At 35.1% G+C, this 25,836-nt stretch carries 23 protein-coding genes and 1 pseudogene; 17 read left to right on the top strand and 7 right to left on the bottom strand.

The annotated features are described in order from the left end of the window. Window positions 1-58 precede the first annotated feature (58 nt). From HM990_RS08590 to scpA, 9 genes are all read left to right on the top strand, one after another. Window positions 59-1,264: an acyl-CoA dehydrogenase family protein gene (locus tag HM990_RS08590; RefSeq protein ID WP_178988539.1), complete on the top strand. Its 1,206-nt coding sequence runs from the start codon at window positions 59-61 to the stop codon at window positions 1,262-1,264. A 506-nt stretch (window positions 1,265-1,770) separates the two neighbouring features. Next, complete coding sequence (gene mce, locus HM990_RS08585) at window positions 1,771-2,178, top strand: methylmalonyl-CoA epimerase (RefSeq protein WP_178988538.1); 408 nt, start codon at window positions 1,771-1,773, stop codon at window positions 2,176-2,178. A 33-nt stretch (window positions 2,179-2,211) separates the two neighbouring features. Continuing rightward, window positions 2,212-3,771 carry an acyl-CoA carboxylase subunit beta gene (locus HM990_RS08580; protein WP_178988537.1) on the top strand — a complete coding sequence of 520 codons (1,560 nt, stop codon included), beginning with the start codon at window positions 2,212-2,214 and terminating at the stop codon, window positions 3,769-3,771. Further along, window positions 3,771-4,130, top strand: a complete 360-nt coding sequence (locus HM990_RS08575) for an OadG family protein (protein WP_178988536.1) — start codon at window positions 3,771-3,773, stop codon at window positions 4,128-4,130. Before HM990_RS08580 ends, HM990_RS08575 begins: the two co-directional genes overlap by 1 nt. Window positions 4,131-4,133: 3 nt before the next feature. Next, on the top strand, window positions 4,134-4,553 hold the full coding sequence (locus tag HM990_RS08570; RefSeq protein ID WP_178988535.1) for a biotin/lipoyl-containing protein: 420 nt from the start codon (window positions 4,134-4,136) through the stop codon (window positions 4,551-4,553). Window positions 4,554-4,609: 56 nt separating this feature from the next. Further along, the gene (locus HM990_RS08565; protein ID WP_229719417.1) at window positions 4,610-5,929 is read left to right on the top strand and encodes a sodium ion-translocating decarboxylase subunit beta; all 1,320 of its coding nucleotides are present in this window, start codon (window positions 4,610-4,612) and stop codon (window positions 5,927-5,929) included. Between the two features lie 47 nt (window positions 5,930-5,976). After that, the gene (locus HM990_RS08560; protein ID WP_178988534.1) at window positions 5,977-7,263 is read left to right on the top strand and encodes an acetyl-CoA hydrolase/transferase family protein; all 1,287 of its coding nucleotides are present in this window, start codon (window positions 5,977-5,979) and stop codon (window positions 7,261-7,263) included. Between the two features lie 24 nt (window positions 7,264-7,287). Then, window positions 7,288-9,078 carry a methylmalonyl-CoA mutase family protein gene (locus HM990_RS08555; RefSeq protein ID WP_178988533.1) on the top strand — a complete coding sequence of 597 codons (1,791 nt, stop codon included), beginning with the start codon at window positions 7,288-7,290 and terminating at the stop codon, window positions 9,076-9,078. Window positions 9,079-9,083: 5 nt separating this feature from the next. Next, window positions 9,084-11,216, top strand: a complete 2,133-nt coding sequence (gene scpA / locus HM990_RS08550; RefSeq protein WP_178988532.1) for a methylmalonyl-CoA mutase — start codon at window positions 9,084-9,086, stop codon at window positions 11,214-11,216. 120 nt (window positions 11,217-11,336) lie between these two features. Here the strand turns inward: scpA and HM990_RS08545 are convergent, their stop codons facing one another. The 4 genes from HM990_RS08545 to HM990_RS08530 form a co-directional block, all read right to left on the bottom strand. Continuing rightward, window positions 11,337-12,089, bottom strand: a complete 753-nt coding sequence (locus tag HM990_RS08545; RefSeq protein ID WP_178988531.1) for an acyl-[acyl-carrier-protein] thioesterase — start codon at window positions 12,087-12,089, stop codon at window positions 11,337-11,339. A gap of 16 nt (window positions 12,090-12,105) precedes the next feature. Then, the gene (gene meaB, locus HM990_RS08540; protein ID WP_178988530.1) at window positions 12,106-13,110 is read right to left on the bottom strand and encodes a methylmalonyl Co-A mutase-associated GTPase MeaB; all 1,005 of its coding nucleotides are present in this window, start codon (window positions 13,108-13,110) and stop codon (window positions 12,106-12,108) included. A 372-nt stretch (window positions 13,111-13,482) separates the two neighbouring features. Further along, window positions 13,483-14,100 carry a hypothetical protein gene (locus HM990_RS08535; protein WP_178988529.1) on the bottom strand — a complete coding sequence of 206 codons (618 nt, stop codon included), beginning with the start codon at window positions 14,098-14,100 and terminating at the stop codon, window positions 13,483-13,485. A gap of 184 nt (window positions 14,101-14,284) precedes the next feature. Beyond that, complete coding sequence (locus HM990_RS08530) at window positions 14,285-16,474, bottom strand: amino acid permease (RefSeq protein WP_178988528.1); 2,190 nt, start codon at window positions 16,472-16,474, stop codon at window positions 14,285-14,287. Between the two features lie 445 nt (window positions 16,475-16,919). Here HM990_RS08530 and HM990_RS08525 point away from each other — a divergent pair, with 445 nt between their 5' ends. The 8 genes and pseudogenes from HM990_RS08525 (at window position 16,920) to HM990_RS08490 (ending at window position 23,054) form a co-directional block, all read left to right on the top strand. Next, window positions 16,920-17,327, top strand: a complete 408-nt coding sequence (locus tag HM990_RS08525) for a GreA/GreB family elongation factor (RefSeq protein ID WP_317166925.1) — start codon at window positions 16,920-16,922, stop codon at window positions 17,325-17,327. A 236-nt stretch (window positions 17,328-17,563) separates the two neighbouring features. Then, window positions 17,564-18,568, top strand: a complete 1,005-nt coding sequence (locus HM990_RS08520) for an LLM class flavin-dependent oxidoreductase (protein WP_178988526.1) — start codon at window positions 17,564-17,566, stop codon at window positions 18,566-18,568. Window positions 18,569-18,727: 159 nt separating this feature from the next. After that, complete coding sequence (locus HM990_RS08515; protein WP_178988525.1) at window positions 18,728-18,907, top strand: adenylosuccinate synthetase; 180 nt, start codon at window positions 18,728-18,730, stop codon at window positions 18,905-18,907. A 206-nt stretch (window positions 18,908-19,113) separates the two neighbouring features. Next, the gene (locus tag HM990_RS08510) at window positions 19,114-20,166 is read left to right on the top strand and encodes a serine hydrolase domain-containing protein (RefSeq protein ID WP_178988524.1); all 1,053 of its coding nucleotides are present in this window, start codon (window positions 19,114-19,116) and stop codon (window positions 20,164-20,166) included. A 100-nt stretch (window positions 20,167-20,266) separates the two neighbouring features. Beyond that, window positions 20,267-20,998 carry an NAD(P)-dependent oxidoreductase gene (locus HM990_RS08505; protein WP_178988523.1) on the top strand — a complete coding sequence of 244 codons (732 nt, stop codon included), beginning with the start codon at window positions 20,267-20,269 and terminating at the stop codon, window positions 20,996-20,998. A gap of 126 nt (window positions 20,999-21,124) precedes the next feature. Further along, on the top strand, window positions 21,125-21,793 hold the full coding sequence (locus tag HM990_RS08500) for an FAD-binding oxidoreductase (protein WP_178988522.1): 669 nt from the start codon (window positions 21,125-21,127) through the stop codon (window positions 21,791-21,793). A 217-nt stretch (window positions 21,794-22,010) separates the two neighbouring features. Then, on the top strand, window positions 22,011-22,511 hold the full coding sequence (locus HM990_RS08495; RefSeq protein WP_394351754.1) for a fasciclin domain-containing protein: 501 nt from the start codon (window positions 22,011-22,013) through the stop codon (window positions 22,509-22,511). Between the two features lie 153 nt (window positions 22,512-22,664). Next, window positions 22,665-23,054 (top strand): annotated as a pseudogene (locus HM990_RS08490) (DoxX family protein). Here HM990_RS08490 and HM990_RS08485 read toward each other — a convergent pair. From HM990_RS08485 to HM990_RS08475, 3 genes are all read right to left on the bottom strand, one after another. Continuing rightward, entirely contained in the window at window positions 23,035-23,388 is a 354-nt protein-coding gene (locus HM990_RS08485) for a DoxX family protein (RefSeq protein WP_178988519.1), read from the bottom strand. The pseudogene HM990_RS08490 and the gene HM990_RS08485 sit on opposite strands and share 20 nt — an antisense overlap. 450 nt (window positions 23,389-23,838) lie before the next feature. Then, entirely contained in the window at window positions 23,839-24,645 is an 807-nt protein-coding gene (locus HM990_RS08480) for a type 1 glutamine amidotransferase domain-containing protein (RefSeq protein WP_178988518.1), read from the bottom strand. A 16-nt stretch (window positions 24,646-24,661) separates the two neighbouring features. Beyond that, window positions 24,662-25,822 (bottom strand): iron-containing alcohol dehydrogenase, encoded by a 1,161-nt coding sequence (locus HM990_RS08475; protein WP_178988517.1) that lies wholly within the window; start codon window positions 25,820-25,822, stop codon window positions 24,662-24,664. Window positions 25,823-25,836: the final 14 nt, after the last annotated feature.

Raw genomic sequence — 25,836 nt, 5'->3', positions numbered from 1 at the left:
TTAAAAAGATAGTATCTTTAGATATTATCAAAGAATTTACTAATTAGATCTTACCATCATGCTAAAAAACGTACTATTAGAACGCGACATCTACGCCTCAGAAGAACATAAAATGATGCAACAAATGATTCAAGATTTCATCCACAATGAAATGATTGATAAAACTGAAGAATGGGAAAAAGCAGGCATGGTAAGTCGTGATATTTGGGAACGTGCAGGTGAGTTGGGTTTACTATGTATTGATATGCCAGAAGCGTATGGTGGCAGCGGACTGGATTTTAGTTTTTGTGCGTTGTTGATTGAAGAAATGAATAAAGAAGGTATTACAGGTCCTGGCTTTTCTTTACATTCTGATATCGTCGCTCCATATCTTTTAAAATATGGAACTGAGGCCCAAAAACAAAAGTACCTTCCAAAAATGGCCACAGGAAAAATGATCACGTCCATCGGAATGACCGAACCCAACTGTGGTAGTGACCTAAAAGCCCTAAGAACAACAGCAGTGGATAAAGGCGATCATTATGTAGTCAATGGACAGAAAACCTTTATTACAAACGGTTATATGTGTGATATGTCCATAGTCGCCGTAAAAACCAATTCTGGAACTGATAATGAAGGTGTGTCATTATTGATTATAGAAACTGCTTTCGAAGGTTTTACCAAAGGTGTCCCTTTCAAAAAAATAGGTTTAAAAGCCCAAGATACTTGCGAGTTGTTTTTCGACAACGTCAAAGTCCCAAAGGAAAACCTGCTGGGAGAAGAAGGTATGGGGTTCAAAATAATGATGACGGAATTGGCACGAGAACGTCTATCAGTTGCAATTGCAGCCATTGGTGGCGCAGAAGGCGCAATTGAAAAAACCATTGAATATACCTCTACTCGAAAAGCGTTTAAGCAAGCCATTGCGGAATTTCAAAATACCCAATTCAAACTCGCCGAATGTGCAGCCCAATTGCAAGTCCACCAAGCATTTATTGATCGCTGTACGTCATTAGTTACTACGCATCAACTTACTGCCGAAAACGCTTCCATTGCAAAATATTCAGCTACAGAAATGCATGGCAAAGTCGTCGATGAATGTTTACAGTTGTTTGGAGGTTATGGTTATATGTGGGATTATCCCATTGCTCGTATGCATACCGATAATAGGGTCGCCAGAATTTATGCTGGCACCAACGAAATCATGAAGGTTTTGATCGCTCGTGGATTGTTTAAAGAATTGTTTCAGGAAATAAAAGCTACTGCAAATCAGTACAAAAAATAATAAATTCCATAATAGAGCAAGTTGTCAAAATATATAGATACCTATCAATTATGGTTTTGCTGTAAATTAGGAGTACTTAAATAGTTATTCGTCAATAAAATAATTTAAATTTTTTAGCTTTAAAAATTACGATAACGTTTTCGTAACTGGCTGTTTTGCAGCTCATTTCTTTGAATTATTTATAATTACGATTTAATTATTTCATTTACCTGAACCAGCACGTTCAAAAATTTCATATTTGTAAGTGTTATAGTATTATTTCTGCATTATTAATAAAAATCAGACCTTCAAAATAGAGACTTCGTAAATCACAGGTCATATTCATTTTAAAATATTTCTTCAAAAACTCAATTATTTCTCGTAAACCACTAATTACGCTACTCTTCACGCTTTGGTGCTATCTCATAAGAGAAAATGGATAATTATACTAAGGTATAATATGATTTCTGTCATAAAATAGAAAACACACCTAAAGTAAATTTGTACAAGAAATAAATATTATCATTATGAATATATCACACATAGAGCACTTAGGAATTGCCGTAGAAAATTTAGATGAAGCCATAAAATACTATGAACAGGTATTAGGAATGAAGTGTTATTCTATAGAAGAGGTTGTCGATCAGAAAGTGAAGACAGCCTTTTTTTTGGTAGGTAACACAAAGATTGAGTTGTTAGAAAGCACCTCGCCAGATGGCCCAATAGGAAAATTTATTGCTAAAAAAGGACAAGGCATACATCATATAGCATTTGCTGTTGATAATACAACAGAAGCACTGAAAACGGTGGAACAACGCGGTGTCACTTTAATTGATAAAACATCTAGAAAAGGAGCAGAAGGCTTAGAAATTGGATTTTTACACCCAAAATCAACCTTAGGCGTACTCACAGAACTATGTTCAAAACCAAAATAATTTGATATAACATTTAGATAAGTAAAGAAAATTATGGCAAATCAAGATAAAATTAACGAGCTCATAGAAAAAAGAGCAAAAGCAAAGTTGGGAGGCGGAGAAAAACGTATAGATTCTCAACATGCTAAAGGTAAACTAACGGCTCGTGAGCGTATCGATATTCTTTTAGACGACGATAGTTTCGAGGAATTTGACATGTTTGTAACTCACAGAACTAAATCTTTTGGATTAGATAAACAAATATTCCTATCGGATGGTGTAGTCACTGGACATGGAACAATTGACGGAAGAGTGGTTTACATTTTTGCACAAGATTTTACAGTATTCGGAGGTTCACTTTCTGAAACTTATGCCTTAAAAATATGTAAGGTCATGGATATGGCCATGAAGATTGGTGTTCCTGTTATAGGATTAAATGATTCTGGTGGCGCACGTATTCAAGAAGGTGTACGATCTTTAGCAGGTTATGCTGAGATTTTTCAACGTAATATTATGGCATCTGGTGTTATTCCTCAGATTTCTTCCATATTAGGGCCTTGTGCAGGTGGTGCAGTGTATTCGCCGGCATTAACCGATTTTACGATTATGACCGAAGAGACGAGTTATATGTTTGTAACAGGTCCTAAAGTTGTGAAATCGGTAACAGGAGAAGAGGTCACTGCAGAACAACTAGGTGGTGCTAAAATTCATTCAACACGATCTGGAGTTTCACACTTCTTAGCAAAAAATGATGAAACGAATTTATTATTGATTCGTAAAATTTTAAGTTATATGCCTTCTAATAATTTAGAAGAAGCACCTATACTATCATGTGATGATCCAATTGATAGACTGGAAGATGCCTTAAATGAAATTATTCCAGAAAATCCAAATCAACCTTATGATATTGTTGATGTAATTTCAATTATTGCGGATAAAGGAGAGTTTACCGAAGTTCATAGAAACTATGCCAGAAATATTTGTGTAGGTTTTGCAAGGTTTAATGGACGTCCTGTTGGAATTGTGGCAAATCAACCTAAATATTATGCAGGTGTTTTAGATATCGATGCCTCTAGAAAAGCGGCGCGGTTTGTTCGTTTTTGTGATGCTTTTAATATTCCTATTGTAACACTGGTTGATGTTCCTGGTTTTTTACCTGGAACAGGTCAGGAATATGGTGGAATTATACTTCATGGCGCTAAATTATTATTTGCCTATGGTGAAGCTACCGTACCTAAAGTAACAATCACGTTGCGTAAATCTTACGGTGGAGCACATGATGTTATGAGCTGTAAACAACTAAGAGGTGATGTGAATTATGCTTGGCCAACTGCAGAAATTGCAGTTATGGGAGCTAAAGGCGCTGTCGAAGTTTTAGAAGGCTCTAATATTAGAAAAATAGAAGATGCCGACGAGAAACAAGAATATATTGACAAAAAAGAAGATGAATATACAGAACGATTTGCCAACCCTTACCAAGCCGCAAAATATGGATTTATTGATGATGTGATTGAGCCACGAAATACACGTTTCAGAATCATTAGAGCATTGCAATTACTACAAAATAAAAAAGATATAAATCCACCTAAAAAACACTCAAATATTCCACTATAATGACACAGTTACTATTATATACAGATCCAATAAGCGAAGGCTACGTTATACTAATTACCGGATTATTAATTGTTTTTAGCGCCTTGGTAACACTTGCGCTTTTCTTCAATTTTGGGTTACCAGTTATGCTATATGTCTATAAGATAATCACCAAAGGCAAAGACAAAAAAATTAGCGAAATAAAGGTAAAAGGCGACAGTAATTTTACGGGAGAACTTTCGGCTGTAATTGGTGCTTCAATTCATATGTACTTAAGTGAGCAGCATGATATTGAAAGTGGGATCCTTACCATAAAAGAAGTTAAAAAAGCATATTCACCTTGGAGTTCTAAGATTTATGGAATTCAAAATAGATTATAAGAAATGAAAAGTTATAAATTCAAAGTCAACGAAAACGGATATACCGTTAATATAAAATCCCACGAAGATAATGTAATCAATTTAGAGGTCAACGGTACATCTTATGATGTGATAATGCAAGCGGAAATCAAGAAATCTAAAACGCCAACTTTAGTTCGTGCCGCTTCAAAACAACCGTCTGTGCCTTTAAAAGTGAATCCAAAATCTACAAAGACTAAAATTGTAGCGCCAATACCTGGTACCATATTATCGCTCAATGTAAAGGTTGGAGATACTATTAAAGAGAACGATTTATTATTAGTGCTAGAAGCCATGAAAATGGAGAATAATATAGTCGCAGAAAAATCTGGAGTTGTATCGTCTATAAAGGTTGAAGTAGGACAACAAGTATTGCAAGATGCTTTATTAATAGAACTCGAATAAAATTTCAATGTCAGGTTATTCAATAAAGAAAACTAATCATTATTTAAAATTAAAAAATGAAGAAACTAATTATAGTATTTAGTGCTATCTCATTGCTTGTTTTTATTAGACCAGTACTTGGCTTAGGCGCAAATACAAACGCAACTAATTCCTCTGTATCAATAGAACAGGTTGATATTACAGAGGAAGAAAGTATATTCGATGAAGCCATAGATGGCATAAAATCGTTTTACAGTTATACAGGATTTGCAAATTCAACTTCTGGAAATGTCATTATGATTATAATAGGTATCGTTTTTATCTATTTAGGTATCAAATTCGATTACGAACCCTTGTTGTTAATTCCAATTGGTATAGGTGTTATATTGGGTAATATTCCTTTTGTAGCTGGTAACCAAACAGGTATATATGAAACAGGATCTGTTTTAAATTATCTTTATTTTGGAGTGGTAAAAGGGGTTTATCCACCACTAATTTTCTTGGGAATTGGAGCTATGACCGATTTTTCATCGCTTATAGCCAATCCAAAATTAATGCTATTGGGAGGTGCTGCACAAATTGGTGTATTCGCAACCTTTTTAGGAGCGTTATATTTAGGGTTTAACCTTCCAGAAGCTGGAGCTATCGGAATTATAGGTGGAGCAGATGGCCCAACAGCTATATTCCTTTCCTCCAAATTAGCAAACGGAATTAACATATTGCCAGATGGTACAACCGTTAAAAACTTAATCGGTCCTATTGCTATTGCGGCATATTCTTATATGGCATTAGTTCCTGTTATTCAACCACCTTTAATGCGTATGTTAATTTCAAAGAAGGACAGAAAGATTAAAATGAAACCACCAAGAGCGGTAACTCAAAAGGAAAAAATGATTTTTCCTGTGGTCGCTTTAATTTTAACCTTGTTTATCTCGCCAAGTGCCTTACCATTATTAGGTATGTTATTCTTTGGTAATTTATTAAAAGAATCCGGAAGAACAGAACGTTTAGCAGACACGGCAAGAACTAAGTTAATTGATATCGTAACGATTCTCTTAGGTGTAACTGTTGGTGCCTCAACCCAAGCCGATATCTTCATCACTAAAGATTCAATGTTAATCTTTGGACTTGGCGCCATATCTTTTGTTATTGCGACTTGTGGAGGTTTGTTATTTGCTAAATTCATGAACCTCTTCCTAAAAGGCGATAATAAGATAAATCCATTAATTGGTGCCGCTGGAGTTTCGGCCGTACCAGATAGTGCAAGAGTGGTTCACCATGAAGGTCTAAAATCGGATCCTCATAATTATTTGCTCATGCATGCCATGGCACCAAACGTTTCTGGGGTTATTGGCTCTGCAATTGCAGCAGGTATTATTTTGAGTTTCTTAGGATGAAATATTAATTAATTATTATAATATATCAGAACACTAAATTTTACATTATGAAAATACCAAATATAAAAACAGCAAGCGAGGCTGTAAAGCTCATAAAATCCAACGATCGTGTATTAATACAAGGCGGTTCTGCAACACCACAGACATTAATAAAAGCCATGGTGGCGAGAGCACCAGAATTAAAAAATGTTGAAATCGTACATCTACATACCGAAGGTGAAAGCGGTTATGCAAATCCCGATTTGCGCGAAAGTTTTCACACCAAAGCTTTTTTCATAGGTGGAAATGTTAGAAAAATGGTTGGTAATACTGTAGATTACATTCCAATTTTCTTAAGTGACATCCCAAGTTTATTCCGTGAAGGGTATATGGATTTAGATGTCGTTTTAGTCAACGTTTCACCACCCGATAAACATGGTTTTTGTTCCTTAGGCGTTTCTGTGGATATTGTCATTGCTGGAATTGAAAAAGGAAAAAAAATCATTGCGCAAATTAATCCCAAAATGCCGCGTACGTTTGGAGATGCATTGGTGCATTTAAACAAATTTGATGCTTGCGTTTTAGTCGATGAAGATATTCATGAAATGAAATTTGTTGCACCTTCTAAACAAGAAGAAGCCATTGGTAAAAATATTGCCGGAATTATTGAAGATGGCGCAACGCTTCAAATGGGAATTGGAGGGATTCCAAATGCGGTTTTAACCTTTCTAACAAATCATAAAAACTTAGGAATTCACACAGAAATGTTCTCTGAAGGCATTGTAGATTTAGTAGAAAAAGGCATTGTCAATGGATCTCAGAAAAAAGTAAATCCTTATAAGATTATTTCTGGTTTTGCTATGGGAACTCGTCGTTTGTATGATTTTATGGATGATAATCCTGAAATTGAAATGAATGATATTGCTTATGTTAACGATACAGCTATTATTCGACAAAATCCTAAAGTAACAGCCATTAATTCAGCTATTGAAATTGATTTCACTGGTCAGGTTTGTGCCGATTCTATTGGTACAAGAATGTTTTCTGGTGTTGGTGGTCAAATGGACTTTATGCGCGGTGCAGCATTATCTAAAGGGGGAAAACCAATTATTGCCATTACATCCACAACTTTAAAAGGTGTTTCAAAAATTGTACCTTCGCTAAAACCGGGAGCAGGTGTTGTAACCACGAGAGCACATGCAAGATACGTCGCAACGGAATATGGTATTGCTGAACTATTTGGTAAAAGTTTAAAAGAACGTGCACAATCGTTACGGGATATTGCACATCCTGACGCTAGGGAAGAATTAGATAAAGCTATTTTCGAAAGATTTGGAAGTAGTTTAATGGTATAATAAAATTGAATAATAGTATATATTATGAACAATAAAACTAAACCACTTTTTTCAGAATTTCCACCAGTTTCAACAGAACAGTGGATGGAAAGAGTGACAGCCGATTTAAAAGGTGCTGATTTTGATAAAAAACTAGTTTGGAAAAACCTCAGTGGTATCAATATACAGCCTTGTTACAATAGTGAAAGTGACATTACACAGCTTAAAAATACAGGAGAAAACTCCCAAACTTTAGTGAATTATCGTACGGTCCCTGTGTGTTGTGCAGAAACTGGAAACGATTTAGCTCAAAAAGCGATTGAAGAAGGTATTACTGGATTGATTTTTCAATTAATAGATAAGGTTCCTGTTGCAGAACTTTTAAAGGATATCGATTTAAACACCATTACGGTTTCTTTTGAGATCTATAATAATGCCATAGATTTTACCAAGGAATTGGTGGCGTTTGCAAAAGGAAAGGATCTTAAAGGTTACATTAACACAAGTATTATTTCCAATTATGTAACCACAGGTACTTTTGATGACAATCAAATTAAAATTGCTGCAGAATTAATAAAGTTAACTAGTGATTTCCCTAAGTTTAGAGCTCTTACCATTTCAGGAACCGAGTATTTAGATTCAGGTGCCAATCAAGTACAAGAAATTGCTTATACCTTAAATTCATTGGTGTTTTTAACTGAAAAACTGAAAGCAAAAGATGTTGAAGTTCAAGATGTATTCAACAACTTAAACGTTCTTTTGGCCATTGGTTTAGAGTATTTTGTTGAAATAGGAAAGTTTAGAGCATTTAATAATTTATTAGCTGAAGTCATTGCAAAATATGGTGTTACAGACTACGATAAGACCATAACGGCGAAAACCTCTATTTGGAGCAAATCCATTACAGATGCCGAAACCAATTTATTACGTTGTACTACAGAAGCTATGTCTGCCATTTTAGGGAATGTAGACGGTGTTTTAATTGATCCTTACGATAAAGAATTCAAAAGTGCTTCTGAGTTTTCAAGCCGTATAGCAGGTAACATCACCACTATTTTAAGAGAAGAATCTTATTTTGGTAAAGTGTCTAATCCGGTTGATGGGTCTTATTACATAGAAGAAGTCAGCACTAAAATAGCTGAAAAAGCATTAGAATTATTCAAATCTATTGAAGCGGCAGGAGGATTTTATAAAGCTTTTGAAGATGAAACCATTCAACAACAAATTGCTGAAATTCGTTTACAAAAACTGAAATTAATCAGTCAACGTAGAACACCATTGGTTGGTGTAAACAAATATCCTAACCTAATGGAAACTGTAGATGCTAGTTTACTTTCTACAGGCACTTCAGCCAATCCGAAAGTGTTAACACCAAGAAGAGCATCTTTGGAAATTGAAGCGATTAGAAGAAAAACTGAAGAATTTGTTTCAGCTACAAATAAACGTCCAATCGTAGAATTGGCTAGCTATGGTAACTTAACCATGCGTAAAGCAAGAGCAGCTTTTGCCTACGATTTTATAGGCGTTAGCGGTTATAACGTCTTACAGGAAAAAAGCTTTGAAAGTGCTGAAAAAGCAGCAGAGTTAAGTGCTAAATCAGATTCAGACGTTGTTGTGATGTGCAGCTCAGATGAAGATTACAATGAAACCGCATTGACTTTTATTAAAACTTTTAGAGCATTAAATAGCACTAAAGTGTTATTAATAGCTGGAGCACCAACGAATATGGACGAATTAACTGAAGCTGGATTAGATGGATGTGTAAATATGAGATCTGATGTCATTACGGCAATTTCTAGCATTCAAAAAAAAGTCCAACAAACCATTAAATCTTAAGACGTATGCAACCCGATTTTTCAGATATAAAATTAAATTCAGCTGTGAAACAAACAGTTGAACCTTCAAAAAGCCAAGACATTTGGAATACACCTGAAGGCATTCCCGTAAAAAAACATTTTACAAAAGATGATATTGCCGATGCAGAGCACTTAAGTTTTTCTGCTGGTGTACCACCTTTTTTAAGAGGTCCTTACAGCGCTATGTATGCGATGCGACCTTGGACAATTAGACAATATGCAGGTTTTTCAACTGCGGAAGAGTCCAATGCATTTTACAGAAGAAATTTAGCAGCAGGACAAAAAGGATTGTCCGTGGCATTCGATTTAGCCACGCACAGAGGTTATGATTCCGATCATCCGCGTGTCACAGGTGATGTTGGTAAAGCTGGTGTTGCCATAGATTCTATTTTAGATATGGAAATTTTGTTTGATCAAATTCCATTAGATAAAATGTCGGTGTCTATGACTATGAATGGCGCAGTACTGCCAATTATGGCCTTCTATATAGCTGCAGCTAAGAAACAAGGCGTTTCATTGGATCAACTTTCAGGAACCATTCAAAATGATATTCTAAAGGAATTTATGGTGCGTAATACCTACATATATCCACCATTACCTTCTATGAAAATTATTGGTGATATCTTTGATTATACCACTAAAAATATGCCGAAGTTTAATTCCATTTCTATTAGTGGTTACCATATGCAAGAAGCTGGTGCTACGGCAGATATTGAATTGGCATACACTTTAGCCGATGGTATGGAATACATCAGAACAGGTTTAAAATCTGGTTTAAAGATTGATGAATTTGCACCACGATTATCGTTCTTCTGGGCTGTTGGTATGAATCACTTTATGGAAATTGCTAAAATGCGTGCCGCACGTATGCTTTGGGCAAAAATCATAAAATCATTTAATCCAAAGAACCCAAAATCAATGGCATTGCGTACGCATAGTCAAACGTCTGGTTGGAGTTTAAGTGAGCAAGACCCTTTTAACAATGTCGCTCGTACGTGCATTGAAGCGATGGCTGCGACCTTAGGAGGCACACAATCATTACACACCAATGCTTTGGATGAAGCGATTGCATTACCAACAGATTTCTCTGCTAGGATTGCACGTAACACCCAAATCTTTATTCAAGATGAAACTCAGATGACGAAATCTGTCGATCCTTGGGCTGGTTCTTATTACGTGGAATATTTAACACAAGAAATAGCGAAGAAAGCTTGGAAATTGATTGAAGAAGTCGAAGAACTAGGTGGTATGGCAAAAGCTATTGAAACTGGAGTTCCTAAATTACGTATTGAAGAAGCTTCTGCTCGCAAACAAGCGCGTTTAGATTCTGGTCAAGATATTTTAGTTGGCGTGAATAAATTTAAAACAACTGAAAAATCGAACATACAAATTTTAGAAGTTGACAATACGGTTGTTAGAAATTCTCAAATTGAACGTTTAAATAAAATGAAAGCTGAGCGTAATTCAGAAGTGGTTGCGGCTAAACTTAAAGCCTTAGAAGCCTGTGCTGGAGGCGCTAAAGGCAATTTACTGGAACTAGCAGTTGAAGCTGCTGAAAATTTTGCCACTTTAGGTGAAATATCTGATGCATTAGAAGTTCATTTTGGAAGACATAAAGCAGATACTAAATTAATAAGTGGTGTGTACGGAAAAGAAGTCGATAACGATAGTACGTTTGCAAAAGCGCAGCAATTAGCTGATAAATTTGCAGAAATCGAAGGTCGAAGACCACGAGTTATGATTGCAAAAATGGGTCAGGATGGACATGATAGAGGCGCCAAAGTTGTGGCTTCTAGTTTTGCAGATTTAGGTTTTGATGTGGATATGGGATCATTATTCCAAACGCCTGAAGAAGTGGCGAAACAAGCCATTGAAAACGATGTTCACTTTGTAGGTGCATCGAGTTTAGCGGCTGGTCATAAAACATTAATTCCTCAATTAATTGGCGAATTAGAAAAATTAGGCCGACCAGATATTATGGTTTTTGCAGGAGGCGTTATTCCTGCACAAGATTATGATTATCTATTAGAAAGAAAAGTTGTTGCTATTTTTGGTCCTGGAACTGTGATTTCAGAAGCAGCAATGACTATTATGGATAAATATTTAGAACAGGATTAGAGAACCTGGTTAATATTAGTAGAAAAGCTCGAACATTGACCTGTTTGGGCTTTTTTTATTTTGAAAATAATTAATGACGTTTAACAGTAAGTCAATTGAATAGAAAGAACAATTTTTAAATCAATACTTTTTCCAATGCGTAGTCGCAGTCGCACATATCTTATCGCTACCGTCAACTTTTATGGTATGCTCAAAAGCATTTGGAAATGACAATACTTTTGTTTGAGACAAAACGGTATCACCATATTGCGCTTCAGCAATAAAACGACCATCTATGGTATGTAAATAATAATGATCAACAATATCTTCTGGTATAGACTCAATAACCCATTGTAAATATCTAATATTATTCACGTGCTTATTCATGTCTGTATCAAATCGGTTAACTTTAAACTCATTGGTATGATCGGCAATGTCTATCGCATTAATCTTTTTCTTAATATCATGCTCAATAGAGGAGGTGTTAAAGTAAGACCACTTTTCTTTAATGTCATTAAAAATAGGGAGTGGTCGTCGTTTTTCAATATCAAAGAAAACCCATAAGCCTTTAGCTCTGCCTATAATATTTTGGTTATCATCAAAAATTATATTTTCTCTATAGCCTTTAATAGAGGAGTAGTGGGATAACCAAGTTCTAATGGTGATTTTTTCTTTATAACTAGGGTAGCGGTCCATTTGTAAAATTCCAGACACTAAAACCCAACCTACTTTTTTTTCGAATAGATCAAACAAACTATGATTAATAGCATAGCAGTGGTCTGCGGCAGTTTCTTCTAATAAGCCTAGCATAATTGTAGGTGTTGCCAAGCCTAGTTCATTCATTTCAAAATATCTCAATTCAAATTGCTGATCAAAATAATTATCAAACTTCATTTTGAACAATTTTATTTTAAAACGATTTTTTAAACTTATCTATGATTTGCTGTGCCGCTTTAACGGGAGAGATTTCTGCAGCAATAACTTCTTTTTCTAAAATGGAAAGTTCACTTTTAATATCTTTTGAATTGTAAAACAGCCGCTTTAATTCTTCATTAATATTATTATACATCCATTTTATTTGTTGATGGTTTCTATTTTTTAAGAAATAACCATTAGCATCAACATGCGCTTTGTACTTCAAAATTTCTTTCCATACATTGGATATGCCAATGTTCTTAACCGAAGAAGCGGTGCTTACCACAGGACTCCATCCAGATTCCGATAAAGGAAAAATATGTAAGGCATTTTGATATTGTCTTTTTGCGATTTTACTCTGGGTAATATTATCGCCATCAGCTTTATTAATCACCAGCATATCTGCCATTTCCATAATGCCTTTTTTAATGCCTTGCAATTCATCACCAGCACCAGCTAACATTAGTAATAAGAAGAAATCCGTCATACCATGAACGGCTGTTTCAGATTGACCAACACCAACCGTTTCAATTAAAATAACATCATATCCTGCAGCTTCGCAAAGTAACATGGTTTCGCCTGTTTTGTTTGCGACACCTCCTAAAGTATCTCCTGAAGCAGAAGGTCTAATATAAGCGTTTTGTAAATTAGCCAATTCTTCCATTCGGGTTTTATCTCCTAAAATGCTACCTTTTGAACGTTGACTACTTGGATCTATGGATAAAATTGCGACTTTATGACCTTCTTTAACTAAATACAACCCAAAAGCTTCTATAAACGTACTTTTTCCAACGCCGGGAACTCCTGTAATACCAATACGAATTGATTTGCCTGAACTTGGTAAAATCTCTTGAACGATTTCTTTAGCCAATAATTTATCACTTTCTAAATTACTTTCTATAATTGTGATTGCTCGAGATAAAATGACACGATCACCACTTAAAATCCCGTCTATGTAGGCCTTTGGACTTAGTCTGTTTTTGGGTTTATAGTTTTTCATTTTTTAGATAGGAAAGCTCACTATATTTTTGAAGTTACGTGCCTCACAAAGATACTCATAATGAAAATTAATACCATAAATTATGGTCAATTTTACACGGATAAATCTGTTTCAATATATAGTAGATATGCACTAGTATATTCATTTTAATTTAACAGTATACGCATACACAATAAATTTATTTTTGGATATGAATACTTTTAGATTATTCGTAAATGAGATATAGATATTAGACAAATAACAAAGCTTAAAAAAATGAATATGAACCACTAAGCATGTAATTTAGTCAGCAAGGACTATAAGATTAAACCATTTTTTCGTTAGGCATTATAAATTTGCATACGGTAGCCAACCATTAATACAACCAAATAATTATTTATCCTTAAAGAGTTTTTTAATAGCATTCAAAAAATGATCTTCCAGTTGATTAAGAGATTTTGGATTTGTCGCTTTCAAAGCGGTTGATGCAATAGGTCTATCTTCAGACGATATGCTAAGGTCATATACAGCAGCCTCTATATTGTAAGTAATTATTACTTTTTTATCGTAAGTTAAGTCGTTTTCATCCTTGCGTTGGCTGGTGAGATTCAAAGGTTCCAAAGAATTCATATAATTATGTAAAGTTTTGGCATTAACAGTATCAATATTCTTTGATTTCTGTGAAGCCAATAAAACCTTATCAATGTTTTTTGATTTACAACGGGTAACAAATTCATTGATTTCGTCCTGTGTGTGATTTTCTTTATATTCAATTTCAGGAAATAGCGCGTTCATTTTCAAAGCCGTAATGTCTTTTTCTGCAAAGAGCTTCGCCATCTTATTTTCAAAACGCCTTTGAAGTTCTTTATCTTCTGTACTGGCATAAACTAATATACGGTCAAATGTTTGTGTTTTAAATTCTTGAGATTGCCATAGAGATGGAATAATCTTGGACGAAGAGCAACCCGTACATATTAATATTAATAGGAGTAATCGAGTAATGATTTTCATGAAATGAGTTTTATGCAAGATACTAAAATTGGTTTTTATTTCTTGTCGCGAATCAATTGAAAAATCACGTTGAAATTATAGTTCATTTGTCAAAACCAAGTCTAAAAAACAATTCAATTACTTCTTACAGATTTTAAACCAAAAATTGGAGCGCGTTATTAGTTCAATTCATTTAAGTAAACCCTTATTCCGCCTCATGTAATAAGTCTAAATCAAGTTCATTAAAATTATGTGCCGCTTTAACCAAAAGGGTAGAACCAATGGATTCAAATAAATGATTGGTTTTTAAAACAAATTCGGCTTGTTTCTCAATATTGTAATCTGGAATACCGATAATAGTCAAATTTGTGGCTTGCGATTCTTCTTCAATAATCTTATAAAATGTTTTTTGCTCCACAGCATTATTGATAATCTTGATGTCCACATTGACACGTAAATCCTCAACCAAAGTCCTGATTTTAGATTCAATAATAGTGACATCAATATTGTTATTGTTTACAAAAAGCACTCTGATATTCGTGTGGTTCCATTTTGGCGAAGCAATAATAAAACGTGCAATATTAAGCATCATCACAGCATTTTTGCTATCGGTTTCTCGCCACCAAAAATCCACAGAACTATAATTCCCGAATTTCGTTTGTTGATCAAAATCCAAATACAATAAATTATAATCGAGATATAATAAGGTTTGAGTCATCTTAGAGTATTCTGTGGAATTCTCAATACCTTTTGGCCATCCCATCATAATTGTGTTGGGTTCAACACCTGAAAAACCAAAGGTGGATGCAATATTGGTAATACCATTATAGATATTATCCACTTTTATCTGTCGTGCAAAAATGCCAAGTTCCTGAAACTTATCATCCCTAATAACTTGATCGGTTTTCCTTAAAGGTGGCAAACTGTTTTCCTTATCTAAAATAAGCTTAAAATTGGTCACAATACCTGTACGCCCAGAAACGGTTTTGCATAATTCCAAAAGATACGACTGATGGTCGCTTTTACCGCTAAACAAAATAATATTAGGGTTCCAATTGGAGTTTTCTTCAATTTGGGCATCAATCTTTTTCAGGCCTTTATTCACTACGTTTTCCCAAACACTTTTCCAAACATCATTCGACTGTAGTTTTACTTCTTTGCGCTGTAATCTAAAATACATTGCACTAATAACAGCCAAAGCCGCTATCATTGCCATGATATCCAATTTGAACATCACGACGAAACAAGCAATAAACCCAATTAAACCAATCCAACGTTTCACTTTAAAAGAGGGTTGAAAATCAGGGTTCGCCCAGCTTTCAAGAAAAAAAGAAATATTTATAAAACCATAAGCGGTTAAATAAAACATGGAAACCACACGTGCAATGATATCCAATTCTCCAATTAGAATTCCAACTTCAGCAATAATAAAAGCAAGAAACAGCGCATTGACAGGGTCGTTATTGATCCCTTTTCCTTTACTGAATAGTTTCGGTGTCACTTTATCCATAGACATAGCCTGCAAAATTCTTGGACCACCAAGAATACCTCCTAAGGCAGAGGATAAGGTCGCGCCCCAAATTCCCGCAACAACCGCAGGAGCAAAGAGTGCTATTTTCATTAAGATATTATAATCTGTTTTTAATAAGTCCGAATCTATAGTAAATGCCATAAAAACGGCAAGCGCGATATAGACCAAAAGTCCAACGCCAATAGCGTATAAGGTACCAAGAGGAATTGATTTTTTTGGATCTTCTAAGTCGCCACTCATGGCAATTCCAGCCGTGAAACCAGTAACTGCAGGAAAAAACACGGCAAATACGACTTCTAAGGGCACTGCGCTTTCAGTTGAAAATAAATTGATGGATTTTGGTGCAAATTCTGTAGAACCTAAAAATATAGAGATTAGAGAAACGATAATGGCAGCTAGAATAATGAATTGGGTTTTTAGTGCTGCCGATGTACTAATAAGCGCTAAAGCGGACAATGACAAAAGGGCAATTGTGCCAGTTAATCTTAAATCATTGATGGCTGTTCCAAATCCGAAATAGGCATTAAAACTTTCGGCAAAACCAATAAGATAAAGGGCGATTGAAAACGCAGTGCCTACAAATATGGCAATACCAATAGAGCCACCAATAGGAACGCCCATACTCCGAGATAACACATAATAAATACCTCCAGCACCAATTTTCTTATCGGTTGCTACCGAAGATACACTAAGACCTGTCGTTACTGCAATAACATGTGCAATGATGATGATGATAATGGCGCCAATGAGACCAGCATTACCAACAACCCAGCCCAAACGCATATACATAATAACACCAAGAATAGTCAAGACAGAAGGCGTGAAGACACCTGCGAAGGTTCCGAATTTCTTTTTTTTTGGCATTATAAGAATTTCATTTTTTGGGGATAATTTCAGGAAGTCAATATAACTATTCTTTTCAGTATTCAAGAAAGGTCTAATAAATAATTTTGATAGGATACTTCCACTTAACAGCTAGTCAGGCTGTTAGAATTTTTGATAATGAACCCTAAATTTAAACGTGTTGAAATCAATTCATAAATGGTAAGCACAAAAAAAGCCCTCAAAATAAAAACAAATATTTTAGTAGGTCTGGGCATCACATATAAAATAAGCTTTAAGTAAAGCGTAGAGCAAAAACAAGTTCCAGTATATTTCTTTTTAAATCATTAGAAACCCTGTTATCTTTGATGTTAGGATATTAATATCTAATACCGTTATGAGCAGAGGTTTTGTAAAAGAGGACGATCAAGAAGAAACGCCCATTATACCGCCTAGGGCTGCGTTGCCCGCTAGTGTCACCAATTACGTGACACCCGAGGGGATGGAACAATTATTAGCTGAAAGAACCGCTCTTGAGGGGCAGCGCGAACTGGATAAAGATATGGACGAACAACAGCGCAGGAGGGAACTCGCTGTCATTGATGGGAAATTTGCGCTATTGCAAGAGCGCATAGCATCTGCCCGAATTCTACAACCTAAGAAACAAAATCAAGATGAAATACGATTTGGAGCTCAGGTCACTTTAAACATGAACAACCAAGAACAAGTATTTCAAATTGTAGGCGTAGATGAAGCAGATGTTGCCCGAAAAAAAATAGCGTTTACCGCACCCATTGCCATGGCGATTACTGGAAAAAAAGTTGGAGATGTGGTAGAATTTAAGTTGGGAAAAGAGAATCGGACGATCAGAATAATAAAAATTAGCTATACTTAAATCTGGTAAAGTTGCTTAGGTAGTTCTGAGAAAATAGAAGTTAACCACGTTTTTCATGCAATCTATCTTTGAAAAATTTTCATTCCGCCTTAAGTCGTCGGATGAATATTCACTCCTTAAGTCATATTGGGTAATACCACAGCATGACTATAGGTGTTAACAAAAGTTTAAAATTTAAGAGAAGCTGACATTGTGGTTTGCTTTTTGCGTTACATCTATTGCAAAAAGAAATACTCATGAAAAAACCAAAAACGGCATTCTCCATTTTAGACCTTGCCTTAGTATCTCAAGATCATTCATTAAAACAAACTTATGACGGCGCACTGCAGTTAGCACAAAATGCTGAGGCTTTTGGCTACACGCGTTATTGGCTTGCCGAACATCATAATGCAACAAACATAGCCAGTAGCGCGACTGCTGTGCTCATGGCTTATATTGCTCAAGGCACTCAAACCATTCGCGTCGGGTCTGGTGGCATTATGCTTCCCAACCATTCACCATTGATTATTGCCGAGCAATTTGGAACCCTCGGCTCCTTATATCTTGGTCGTATAGATTTAGGATTAGGACGAGCACCAGGAACTGACAGAGAGACGGCTCACGCCATAAGGTCAGATTTTATGCAGGCCGCACATTCATTTCCCACTGAATTAGAAAAATTAGAAACTTATTTTTCCGCAGAAAATGCCAATGCTAAAGTAAGAGCCACAGTGGCCGAAGGCGTTGAAGTTCCTATTTATATTTTAGGATCGAGTACCGATAGTGCACATTTGGCAGCAAAAAAAGGATTGCCTTATGCTTTTGCCAGTCATTTTGCAACCACCCATTTATTTGAAGCTATAAAAATTTATAGAGAAGAATTTCAACCTTCAAAAGAATTACAGAAGCCTTATGTAATGGCAGGTGTTAATATTATTGTAGCAGAAACTGACGAAGAAGCCCAACGTTTATCTACATCCTTGATTCGTATGATTGTGGGTATATTCACTGGGAAACGTGATTATGTGCAACCACCAACAGCAATGACAGCCGACCTCAAGGAAATTATGCAACATCCACAGGTGCAGCAGATGCTAAAATACTCATTTATAGGGAGCAAAGCCTCTGTTAAAGAGCAGGTTAAGGCCTTTTTGGAACAAACTAAAGCTGATGAACTCATAGCGGTAACACATATTTATGATATAAACGATAGAATACGTTCCTATAGATTATTCGCGGAGATTATGAATGAATTGAATTAAAATACATGGCGTTTAGCTTTTAAGCCTGAAGCTTAAATCACTAGATTTTAATTTACCAACTAGAATTCCGCTTCGATTTACCTTCTTCAACTCATAATTATATAGTTAAAATTACTTATCTTACCATAAACTCAATATTTAGTCCGTTAATTATAAAGTATGCTTAGTATTTACAGATTATTGCTTACACAAACACCAAAAGGCACGCCTAATCCAGGGGAATCGAAGCCCATAGATTTTTCAGATCCGTTTGAGGTCATTGTGTTTATCATTTTACCCATTCTTATTATTGCCTTCTACTTTCTATGGAGAAAGAAAAATCGCGGAAAGAATAAATAGTGTCATCCCATAATCTTGTGATGACTCAATCTTTGATTTTACGATTTGTAAACTGAACTATGGCGTCTAAAATAGTTGACGTATTGAACACCTTATTTTTTCAATTCATCCGCATCATTTTACAATTCAGAAGTTCATTTTTTCCACATTATCAATCTTTTATGATATTTGTACTGTAAAATTAGAATAACAAAACGCTAGTAATCATGGTAAGCACGAAAAAAAAGCCCTCAAAAGGAAAACAAATCTTTAGAATCGTCTTACTTGTTGGTACGTTGATATCTTTATGGTTCGTCCCATGGATCTTAGTAAAAGCTTGGATACTTCCCTTACCAGATACGGTTCAGGAACAAGTGGACCAGACGTTGAGTTATGGATTTGATGGTGTCATCGTATATGTAGATGAAGCCGGTAAGCCACCAGCATTCTACACGGCTGGTTATCATAATCGAGAAGAAAAAATACCTGCTAAACCAAACGCTTTATTCAAAATCGCAAGTATAAGCAAGCTATATGTCGCAGTTGCGATTACAAAATTAGCACATGAGCAACGTTTATCTTTAGATCAAACGCTCGCTGATTATTTTCCCGAACTCGTAGGAAGAATTGAAAATGCAGATAACATTACCTTGAGAATGATGGTGCAACACCGCAGTGGCATTCCTAATTTCACAGACAGTGCAGATTTTTGGAAAAATCAACCCAACACAGATATAGATGTGCTTCAATATGTTCTTGACTTACCAGCGGACTTTGAACCAGACGATGATTATGGATATTCAAATACCAATTATTTGTTGCTTTCAAGAATCATTGAGAAGGTGGTTGGTTATAGCCGTCAGCAATATTTCAAAGAGGAAATTTTAATCCCTCTTGGACTGAAGCACACGTTCGGGTCGCTTAGTGAAGTCAATTTAGAAGATGTTATGAGTGGTTATTATGTCGGTATTGAAGACGATTTCAAGTCCGAGGAACAAGGCATGATCGCTACCGCAGAAGATGTGGGCCTTTTTTTAAGGGCATTAAACGATGGTTCACTGCTCAATGAAAACGAAATGGAAATCTACAAATCTATTTATGAGTTTAATCATGGCGGATTGGTTCCCGGTTACCAAAGTATGGCCGAATACCATAAAGATATTGATGCTGTTGTCGTTCAGTTTATGAACACCACCGATTTTGAAGGTTATCAATGGAATTTATTGCAGATTACACATAGTCGCGTTGTTAAAATTTTGCGTAAAGCAAAGGGGCTATAAAACATAAAAAATAATTTCAACTTTTAATTAAGTTAAAAATTGAAACAATTTCAGTAATACCTCGTCTTTTATACATATCAATCAATCAACCAAAAATCATATGACAGTTTTAGTAGTAGGCGCAAGTGGTGCCACAGGAAGTAAATTAGTAGAGCAATTACTAATTGAAAATTACAAAGTAAAAGTAATTGTAAGAACACCAAAAAAATTGCCAGAATCATGGAAAACCAATAGTAATCTTGAAATTATTTCAGCAAGTGTTTTAGATTTAAGTGATGCTGAAATGGCCGAAATAGTTCAGGATTGCAATGCGGTCGCCTCTTGTCTTGGTCATAATTTAACCTGGAAAGGTGTTTACGGAAAACCAAGACGGTTAGTAACTGATGCCACACGACGTTTATGTGAAGCCATAAAATCAAACCATCCGCAAGCGCCTATAAAGTTTGTTTTAATGAATACGACAGGTAATCGTAATCGTGATTTAAGCGAACCGATTTCCTTTGCTCAAAAATGCGTTATCGGACTGCTTCGGTTGTTGTTGCCTCCTCATGTAGATAATGAAAAAGCCGCCGATTATTTACGCACTCAAATCGGACAAAATGATAAGTCTATAGAATGGGTTGCTGTTAGACCAGATGGTTTAATTAATGAGGAAGACGTATCCGACTACGAAATCCATGTGTCGCCAATTCGAAGCGCGATCTTTAATGCTGGAAAAGTTAGTCGTATCAATGTGGCACACTTTATGGCCAGTTTAATTAATGATGCCGACTTATGGTCGCAATGGAAAGGGCAGATGCCAGTTATTTACAGCGTTTCAAATCAAGATTAAATTTCTGTCTGCAATTCAAGTTTTAATCGCATCATCGTCATAACGACTAGTATTTGAATGAATAGGGTTAATAAAACCACCTAATTAGCTTGATATTTATAGGGAACAAATAAAAAGCATTCAGATATGGAATATAAGATACAACTAAAAAAGATAGAACACGTCAATCATAATGTCATACACCTTGTTGCGGATAAACCCGATGGATACAGCTTTACTCCTGGTCAAGCTACTGAATTGGCAATTGATAAAGATAACTATCGCGATAAAAAACGGCCGTTCACATTTACGAGTTTACCTGAAGATAAGGAATTGGAATTCACAATTAAAGTATATCCTTCGCACAATGGTGTAACAGAGCAGCTCGAAAAATTAGAAGTTGGTGATACCTTAATTATAGGTGATGCTTGGGGAGCTATAAATTATAAAGGAACCGGATCTTTTATTGCAGGTGGAGCAGGAGTGACGCCTTTTATCGCAATTCTTAAGGATTTGAATAGAAAAGGGCAACTTGAAGGCAACAAACTGTTTTTTAGCAATAAAGAAGAACGCGATATCATTTACAAGAATAATCTCGAAGAGTGGTTGGATAAGGACTTGCATGTCACACTCTCAGATGAAAACCATAAGGATTATAACCATGGCTATATTAATTCAGCGTATTTAAAATCGCATAATTTGGAAGTGTCCAAACCAGTATATTTATGTGGACCACCGCCAATGATGGAAGCTGTAAAATCGGATTTATATAAAATGGGTCTGCCAAAATCACGCTTAATAGAAGAAGCTGAATAACGCCTATACGCTTAAGGTTTTAGGGTTAATTATTAATTTAACAGTATTTTTGTTTAATCTTTTGTTAAATAAGTTAAACATGCATGGTTATGTTATATCTTTATCAAATAATTTAACAAACCAAATATTTAAAACTATGAAAACATTTAAAACATTAAGCATTTTAGCACTAAGTACAGTCGTGTTTTTTTCTTGTGAATCCAATAAAAAAGAAAAGATGGAAACAACACAGTCGAAAGAAATAGCAGAAGCGGTAATAGTGGAAGAGGCTGACCCTAATATTGTGGAAGTCGCCGTAGGTAATGAAAACTTTTCAACTTTAGTGGCTGCCGTAAAAGCAGCGGATTTAGTTGAAACTCTAAGCGGAAAAGGGCCATTTACAGTATTTGCACCGACGAATGATGCCTTTAACAAATTACCAGAAGGCACAGTAGGAACATTGCTAAAGCCAGAGAATAAAGGAAAATTAACAAGTATTTTGACCTATCATGTGGTATCGGGAAAATACGAAGCTTCTGCAGTTATTGACGCCATTAAGAAAAATAATGGATCTTTTACAGTAGCAACTGTACAAGGTGGAGAGATTACCTTGAGTCTTAGTGATGGAAATGTAATGTTAAAAGACGCTAATGGTGGAATGTCTACCGTAATTATGGCGGACGTTGCAGCATCTAACGGTGTAATTCACGCTATTGATTCGGTTGTAATGCCAAAATAAGTATTGATCATTTTTAGATTAATAGCAGAAAAACCATTGTAATTTGTAAATTACAGTGGTTTTTTTTAAATCGTTTTTTCTGTAAGTACTTCGAAATCAGCCATAATATATTGAATAATCTAATTTTAACTTCCATTAATAAAACTCAAAAACATGAATTTAGTTGACTACATCGTAATTGCTTTAAAAGTCATAGTCGCATTTAGTATCCTTAATGTTTGGCTCATTCAACCAAAAAAAGAAACCAAATGGCGTGGAGGTGATGCCAAAACTATCATTGAAGAATTTAAGGTTTACGGCTTATCAAAAACATTTTGTTACGTTATTGGCTTTTTAAAAGTAAGTTTGGCCATAATATTACTCCTTTCCATAAAATATCAAAACCTGACTCTCGTCGGAAGTTTAGGATTAGCGATTTTACTTTTAGGTTCCATAGCAATGCATATCAAAATATAAGATCCTTTGTTCAAATCCTTTCCTGCTTTCTTATTTGTGATATTCAATGTGGTGATTATCCTTTTGACTAAAGAAAATATTTGGTAAATACCTTAAGGGCTATAAAAAGGTTTAAGATGGCAAAAACTAACGATGGTGAGGATTTTATAACATTATCCTTAATCTTTAATCGTACTATAAATCCCAATAGCATTAGAACAAATAGACCTATCGCAGCCAACACATATAGTATCGGACTCCAATAAAGACCAATTAACAAACCAACTGCGCCTGCTAATTGAAGCCAGCCAGTGAGTTTTCTAAAGGTTGGTAAGCCATAGCGCTCAAATTCTAACTTTATAAACTCCGAATAAAAACAATTAATTCCAAAGTAAATAAAAGCTACAGCGGTAAAACAAGTCAATACGGTAAGTAAATCCAAAGTCTTTATTTTAATTCATAGTCTTGCTTCACAAGATTACGACAATAATAGAGATATTAATGACAAATTTCCATATTATACTTTTGATAACATGGGTTACTAGGAGCATTAATTTTTGAAAAAGAGGACTAATCTTAACCTCTCTGTTTAAGTTAAAAGCATATAATACTATACTTTATACCTAACTTCTCAATTTTTTTCTCTTTTCAATTAATCGAACACTTTTTTTACGAAGCGAGGAGAGGAGTGTGGAATGATTTAAACTAATAAGAAGTACAAGTAAATTTTGTTGATTACAATTTTTTCATTTTACCATTTCATCATATTATTGAAAAAACTTAAACCAAGAATTGGCTTATATTTTTTAATCTATAGTGACCCTATGATGCTATAGAAATTTAAAAAAAAAAAGGTTGACCGCAATGGACAACCTTTTTTATAGTTTGATATTTATTTTAAGCTCTCTAATAATTTGTCTGCCACTAATTCAGAAGAAGCTGGATTTTGACCAGTAATTAAATTACCATCTTGAATAGCGTAAGCTGCCCAATCTTCTTTTTTAGAATAGATTCCGCCATTTTCGTTTAACATGTCTTCCACTAAAAATGGAACAACGTCTGATAAACCAACAGCATCTTCTTCAGAGTTTGTAAATCCTGTTACTTTTTTACCTTTTACTAAAGGTTCTCCATCTGTTCCTTTTACATCTTTTAATGCCGCAGGTGCATGGCATACAAATGCTACAGGCTTTTCTTGAGCATTAAACTTTTCAATTAATGCAATTGACGTTTCATCGTTTGCTAAATCCCATAATGGTCCGTGACCTCCTGGATAAAATACGGCATCAAAGTCGTCTGCATTTAAATCAGCTAGTTTATGTGTATTCGCAATTAATGCTTTAGCTTCTTCATCTTTATTGTAACGCTCAGTATCTTCAGTTGCAGCATCTGGTGAGTCACTACTTGGATCTATTGGTGCAGCACCACCATTTGGTGTTGCAATAGTAATTTTAGCACCTTTGTCTAATAATGTGTAATAAGGATTTGCAAATTCTTCAACCCAAAATCCTGTTTTCTTTCCTGTGTCTCCCAATTTATCATGAGATGTTAATACAAATAATACGTTCATTTCTTTTTCTTTTTTGGTTTCTATTTTTTCTTCTGAAACGCTCTCAGAAGGTGTTTCTTTTGTTTGATCTTTACAACTTGAAGATGTAATAATAGTTAGCGCTAAGGCTACCGTTTTTATTATTTTCATTTAAATAATTATAAAATTAGTAAGCCATTTTCACTATTTTCTCTACTTTATCTGGCGATAAACTTTGGTGTTCACCTAATCCTGTCCAACCACGATTTGTAAAACGTTCAGAGATTTTTTCTGCGGTTCCTTCGTAATCTTCTGTGTAGTCTGATAGCTTCGTATCAATACCTAATTCATGGAAAAAAGCAACTGTTTTTTCAATTGCAGCATAGGCTTTATCATCTGTGCCACCTTCAGTTATATTCCAAACACGTTCAGCATATTGTGCTAATTTTTCCTTTTTTGACTCAAAATTAAATTTGTAATGGCTTGGTGCAATTACTGCTAAAGTACGTGCGTGATCAATACCAAATAAAGCAGTTAACTCGTGACCAATAGCGTGTACAGCCCAATCGGTCGGTACACCTTTTTGTATTAAACCATTTAATGCCATTGTACAACTCCACATAAAGTTTGAGGCTGCTTTATAGTCTGTTGGGTCTTTTAAAACTGTTGGTGCTACTTCAATTAACGTTTGTAAAATACTTTCTGCAAAACGATCTTGTAATAATGCTCCAATTGGATACGTCATGTATTGTTCTAAAACGTGTGTAAACGCATCGGTTAATCCGTTTGCTAATTGACGTTGTGGAATAGACGTAATTACTTGCGGATCTAAAATTGAGAACTCAGGAAATAAACCAGGTCCACCCATTGCTAGTTTTTCTTTAGTTTCTTCACGTGTAATTACGGCTCCAGAATTCATCTCAGATCCTGTTGCTGGTAAGGTTAATACAGTTCCAAAAGGCATGCCTTTTTCGGTTCTAATATTTTTAGTTAAAATATCCCAAGGTGTGTCGCCATCGTAAACTGCAGCTGCAGATAAAAATTTAGTTCCGTCAATTACAGATCCACCACCAACTGCTAGTAAATATGTAATGTTTTCATCTTTAATTACTTTTAATGCCTCCATTAAGGTTGCGTACTCTGGATTTGCTGGAATGCCTCCAAACTCAGTCACATCAATATTGGCCAAAGCGGTTTTTACTTGATCGTAAATACCATTTTTCTTAATACTTCCTCCACCATAAAGCAATAATACTTTAGCATCTGCAGGAATCTCTTGGTTTACTTTTTCTATTGTGTCCTTTCCAAAAATAATTTTGGTTGGGTTTTTAAAATCAAAATTGTTCATTTTCTTTTTTGGTT

Source organism: Winogradskyella schleiferi (genome assembly GCF_013394655.1).
In the GTDB taxonomy this organism is placed as follows: Bacteria; Bacteroidota; Bacteroidia; order Flavobacteriales; family Flavobacteriaceae; genus Winogradskyella; species Winogradskyella schleiferi.
This window is presented reverse-complemented; position numbering and strand designations above follow the sequence as displayed.

Bases quoted from the DNA above. Each gene is read 5' to 3' on its own strand.
- HM990_RS08590 (WP_178988539.1), top strand. From the start codon at position 59: ATGCTAAAAAACGTACTATTAGAACGCGACATCTACGCCTCAGAAGAA.
- mce (WP_178988538.1), top strand. From the start codon at position 1,771: ATGAATATATCACACATAGAGCACTTAGGAATTGCCGTAGAAAATTTA.
- HM990_RS08580 (WP_178988537.1), top strand. From the start codon at position 2,212: ATGGCAAATCAAGATAAAATTAACGAGCTCATAGAAAAAAGAGCAAAA.
- HM990_RS08575 (WP_178988536.1), top strand. From the start codon at position 3,771: ATGACACAGTTACTATTATATACAGATCCAATAAGCGAAGGCTACGTT.
- HM990_RS08570 (WP_178988535.1), top strand. From the start codon at position 4,134: ATGAAAAGTTATAAATTCAAAGTCAACGAAAACGGATATACCGTTAAT.
- HM990_RS08565 (WP_229719417.1), top strand. From the start codon at position 4,610: ATGAAGAAACTAATTATAGTATTTAGTGCTATCTCATTGCTTGTTTTT.
- HM990_RS08560 (WP_178988534.1), top strand. From the start codon at position 5,977: ATGAAAATACCAAATATAAAAACAGCAAGCGAGGCTGTAAAGCTCATA.
- HM990_RS08555 (WP_178988533.1), top strand. From the start codon at position 7,288: ATGAACAATAAAACTAAACCACTTTTTTCAGAATTTCCACCAGTTTCA.
- scpA (WP_178988532.1), top strand. From the start codon at position 9,084: ATGCAACCCGATTTTTCAGATATAAAATTAAATTCAGCTGTGAAACAA.
- HM990_RS08545 (WP_178988531.1), bottom strand. From the start codon at position 12,089: ATGAAGTTTGATAATTATTTTGATCAGCAATTTGAATTGAGATATTTT.
- meaB (WP_178988530.1), bottom strand. From the start codon at position 13,110: ATGAAAAACTATAAACCCAAAAACAGACTAAGTCCAAAGGCCTACATA.
- HM990_RS08535 (WP_178988529.1), bottom strand. From the start codon at position 14,100: ATGAAAATCATTACTCGATTACTCCTATTAATATTAATATGTACGGGT.
- HM990_RS08530 (WP_178988528.1), bottom strand. From the start codon at position 16,474: ATGCCAAAAAAAAAGAAATTCGGAACCTTCGCAGGTGTCTTCACGCCT.
- HM990_RS08520 (WP_178988526.1), top strand. From the start codon at position 17,564: ATGAAAAAACCAAAAACGGCATTCTCCATTTTAGACCTTGCCTTAGTA.
- HM990_RS08515 (WP_178988525.1), top strand. From the start codon at position 18,728: ATGCTTAGTATTTACAGATTATTGCTTACACAAACACCAAAAGGCACG.
- HM990_RS08510 (WP_178988524.1), top strand. From the start codon at position 19,114: ATGGTAAGCACGAAAAAAAAGCCCTCAAAAGGAAAACAAATCTTTAGA.
- HM990_RS08505 (WP_178988523.1), top strand. From the start codon at position 20,267: ATGACAGTTTTAGTAGTAGGCGCAAGTGGTGCCACAGGAAGTAAATTA.
- HM990_RS08500 (WP_178988522.1), top strand. From the start codon at position 21,125: ATGGAATATAAGATACAACTAAAAAAGATAGAACACGTCAATCATAAT.
- HM990_RS08495 (WP_394351754.1), top strand. From the start codon at position 22,011: ATGGAAACAACACAGTCGAAAGAAATAGCAGAAGCGGTAATAGTGGAA.
- HM990_RS08480 (WP_178988518.1), bottom strand. From the start codon at position 24,645: ATGAAAATAATAAAAACGGTAGCCTTAGCGCTAACTATTATTACATCT.
- HM990_RS08475 (WP_178988517.1), bottom strand. From the start codon at position 25,822: ATGAACAATTTTGATTTTAAAAACCCAACCAAAATTATTTTTGGAAAG.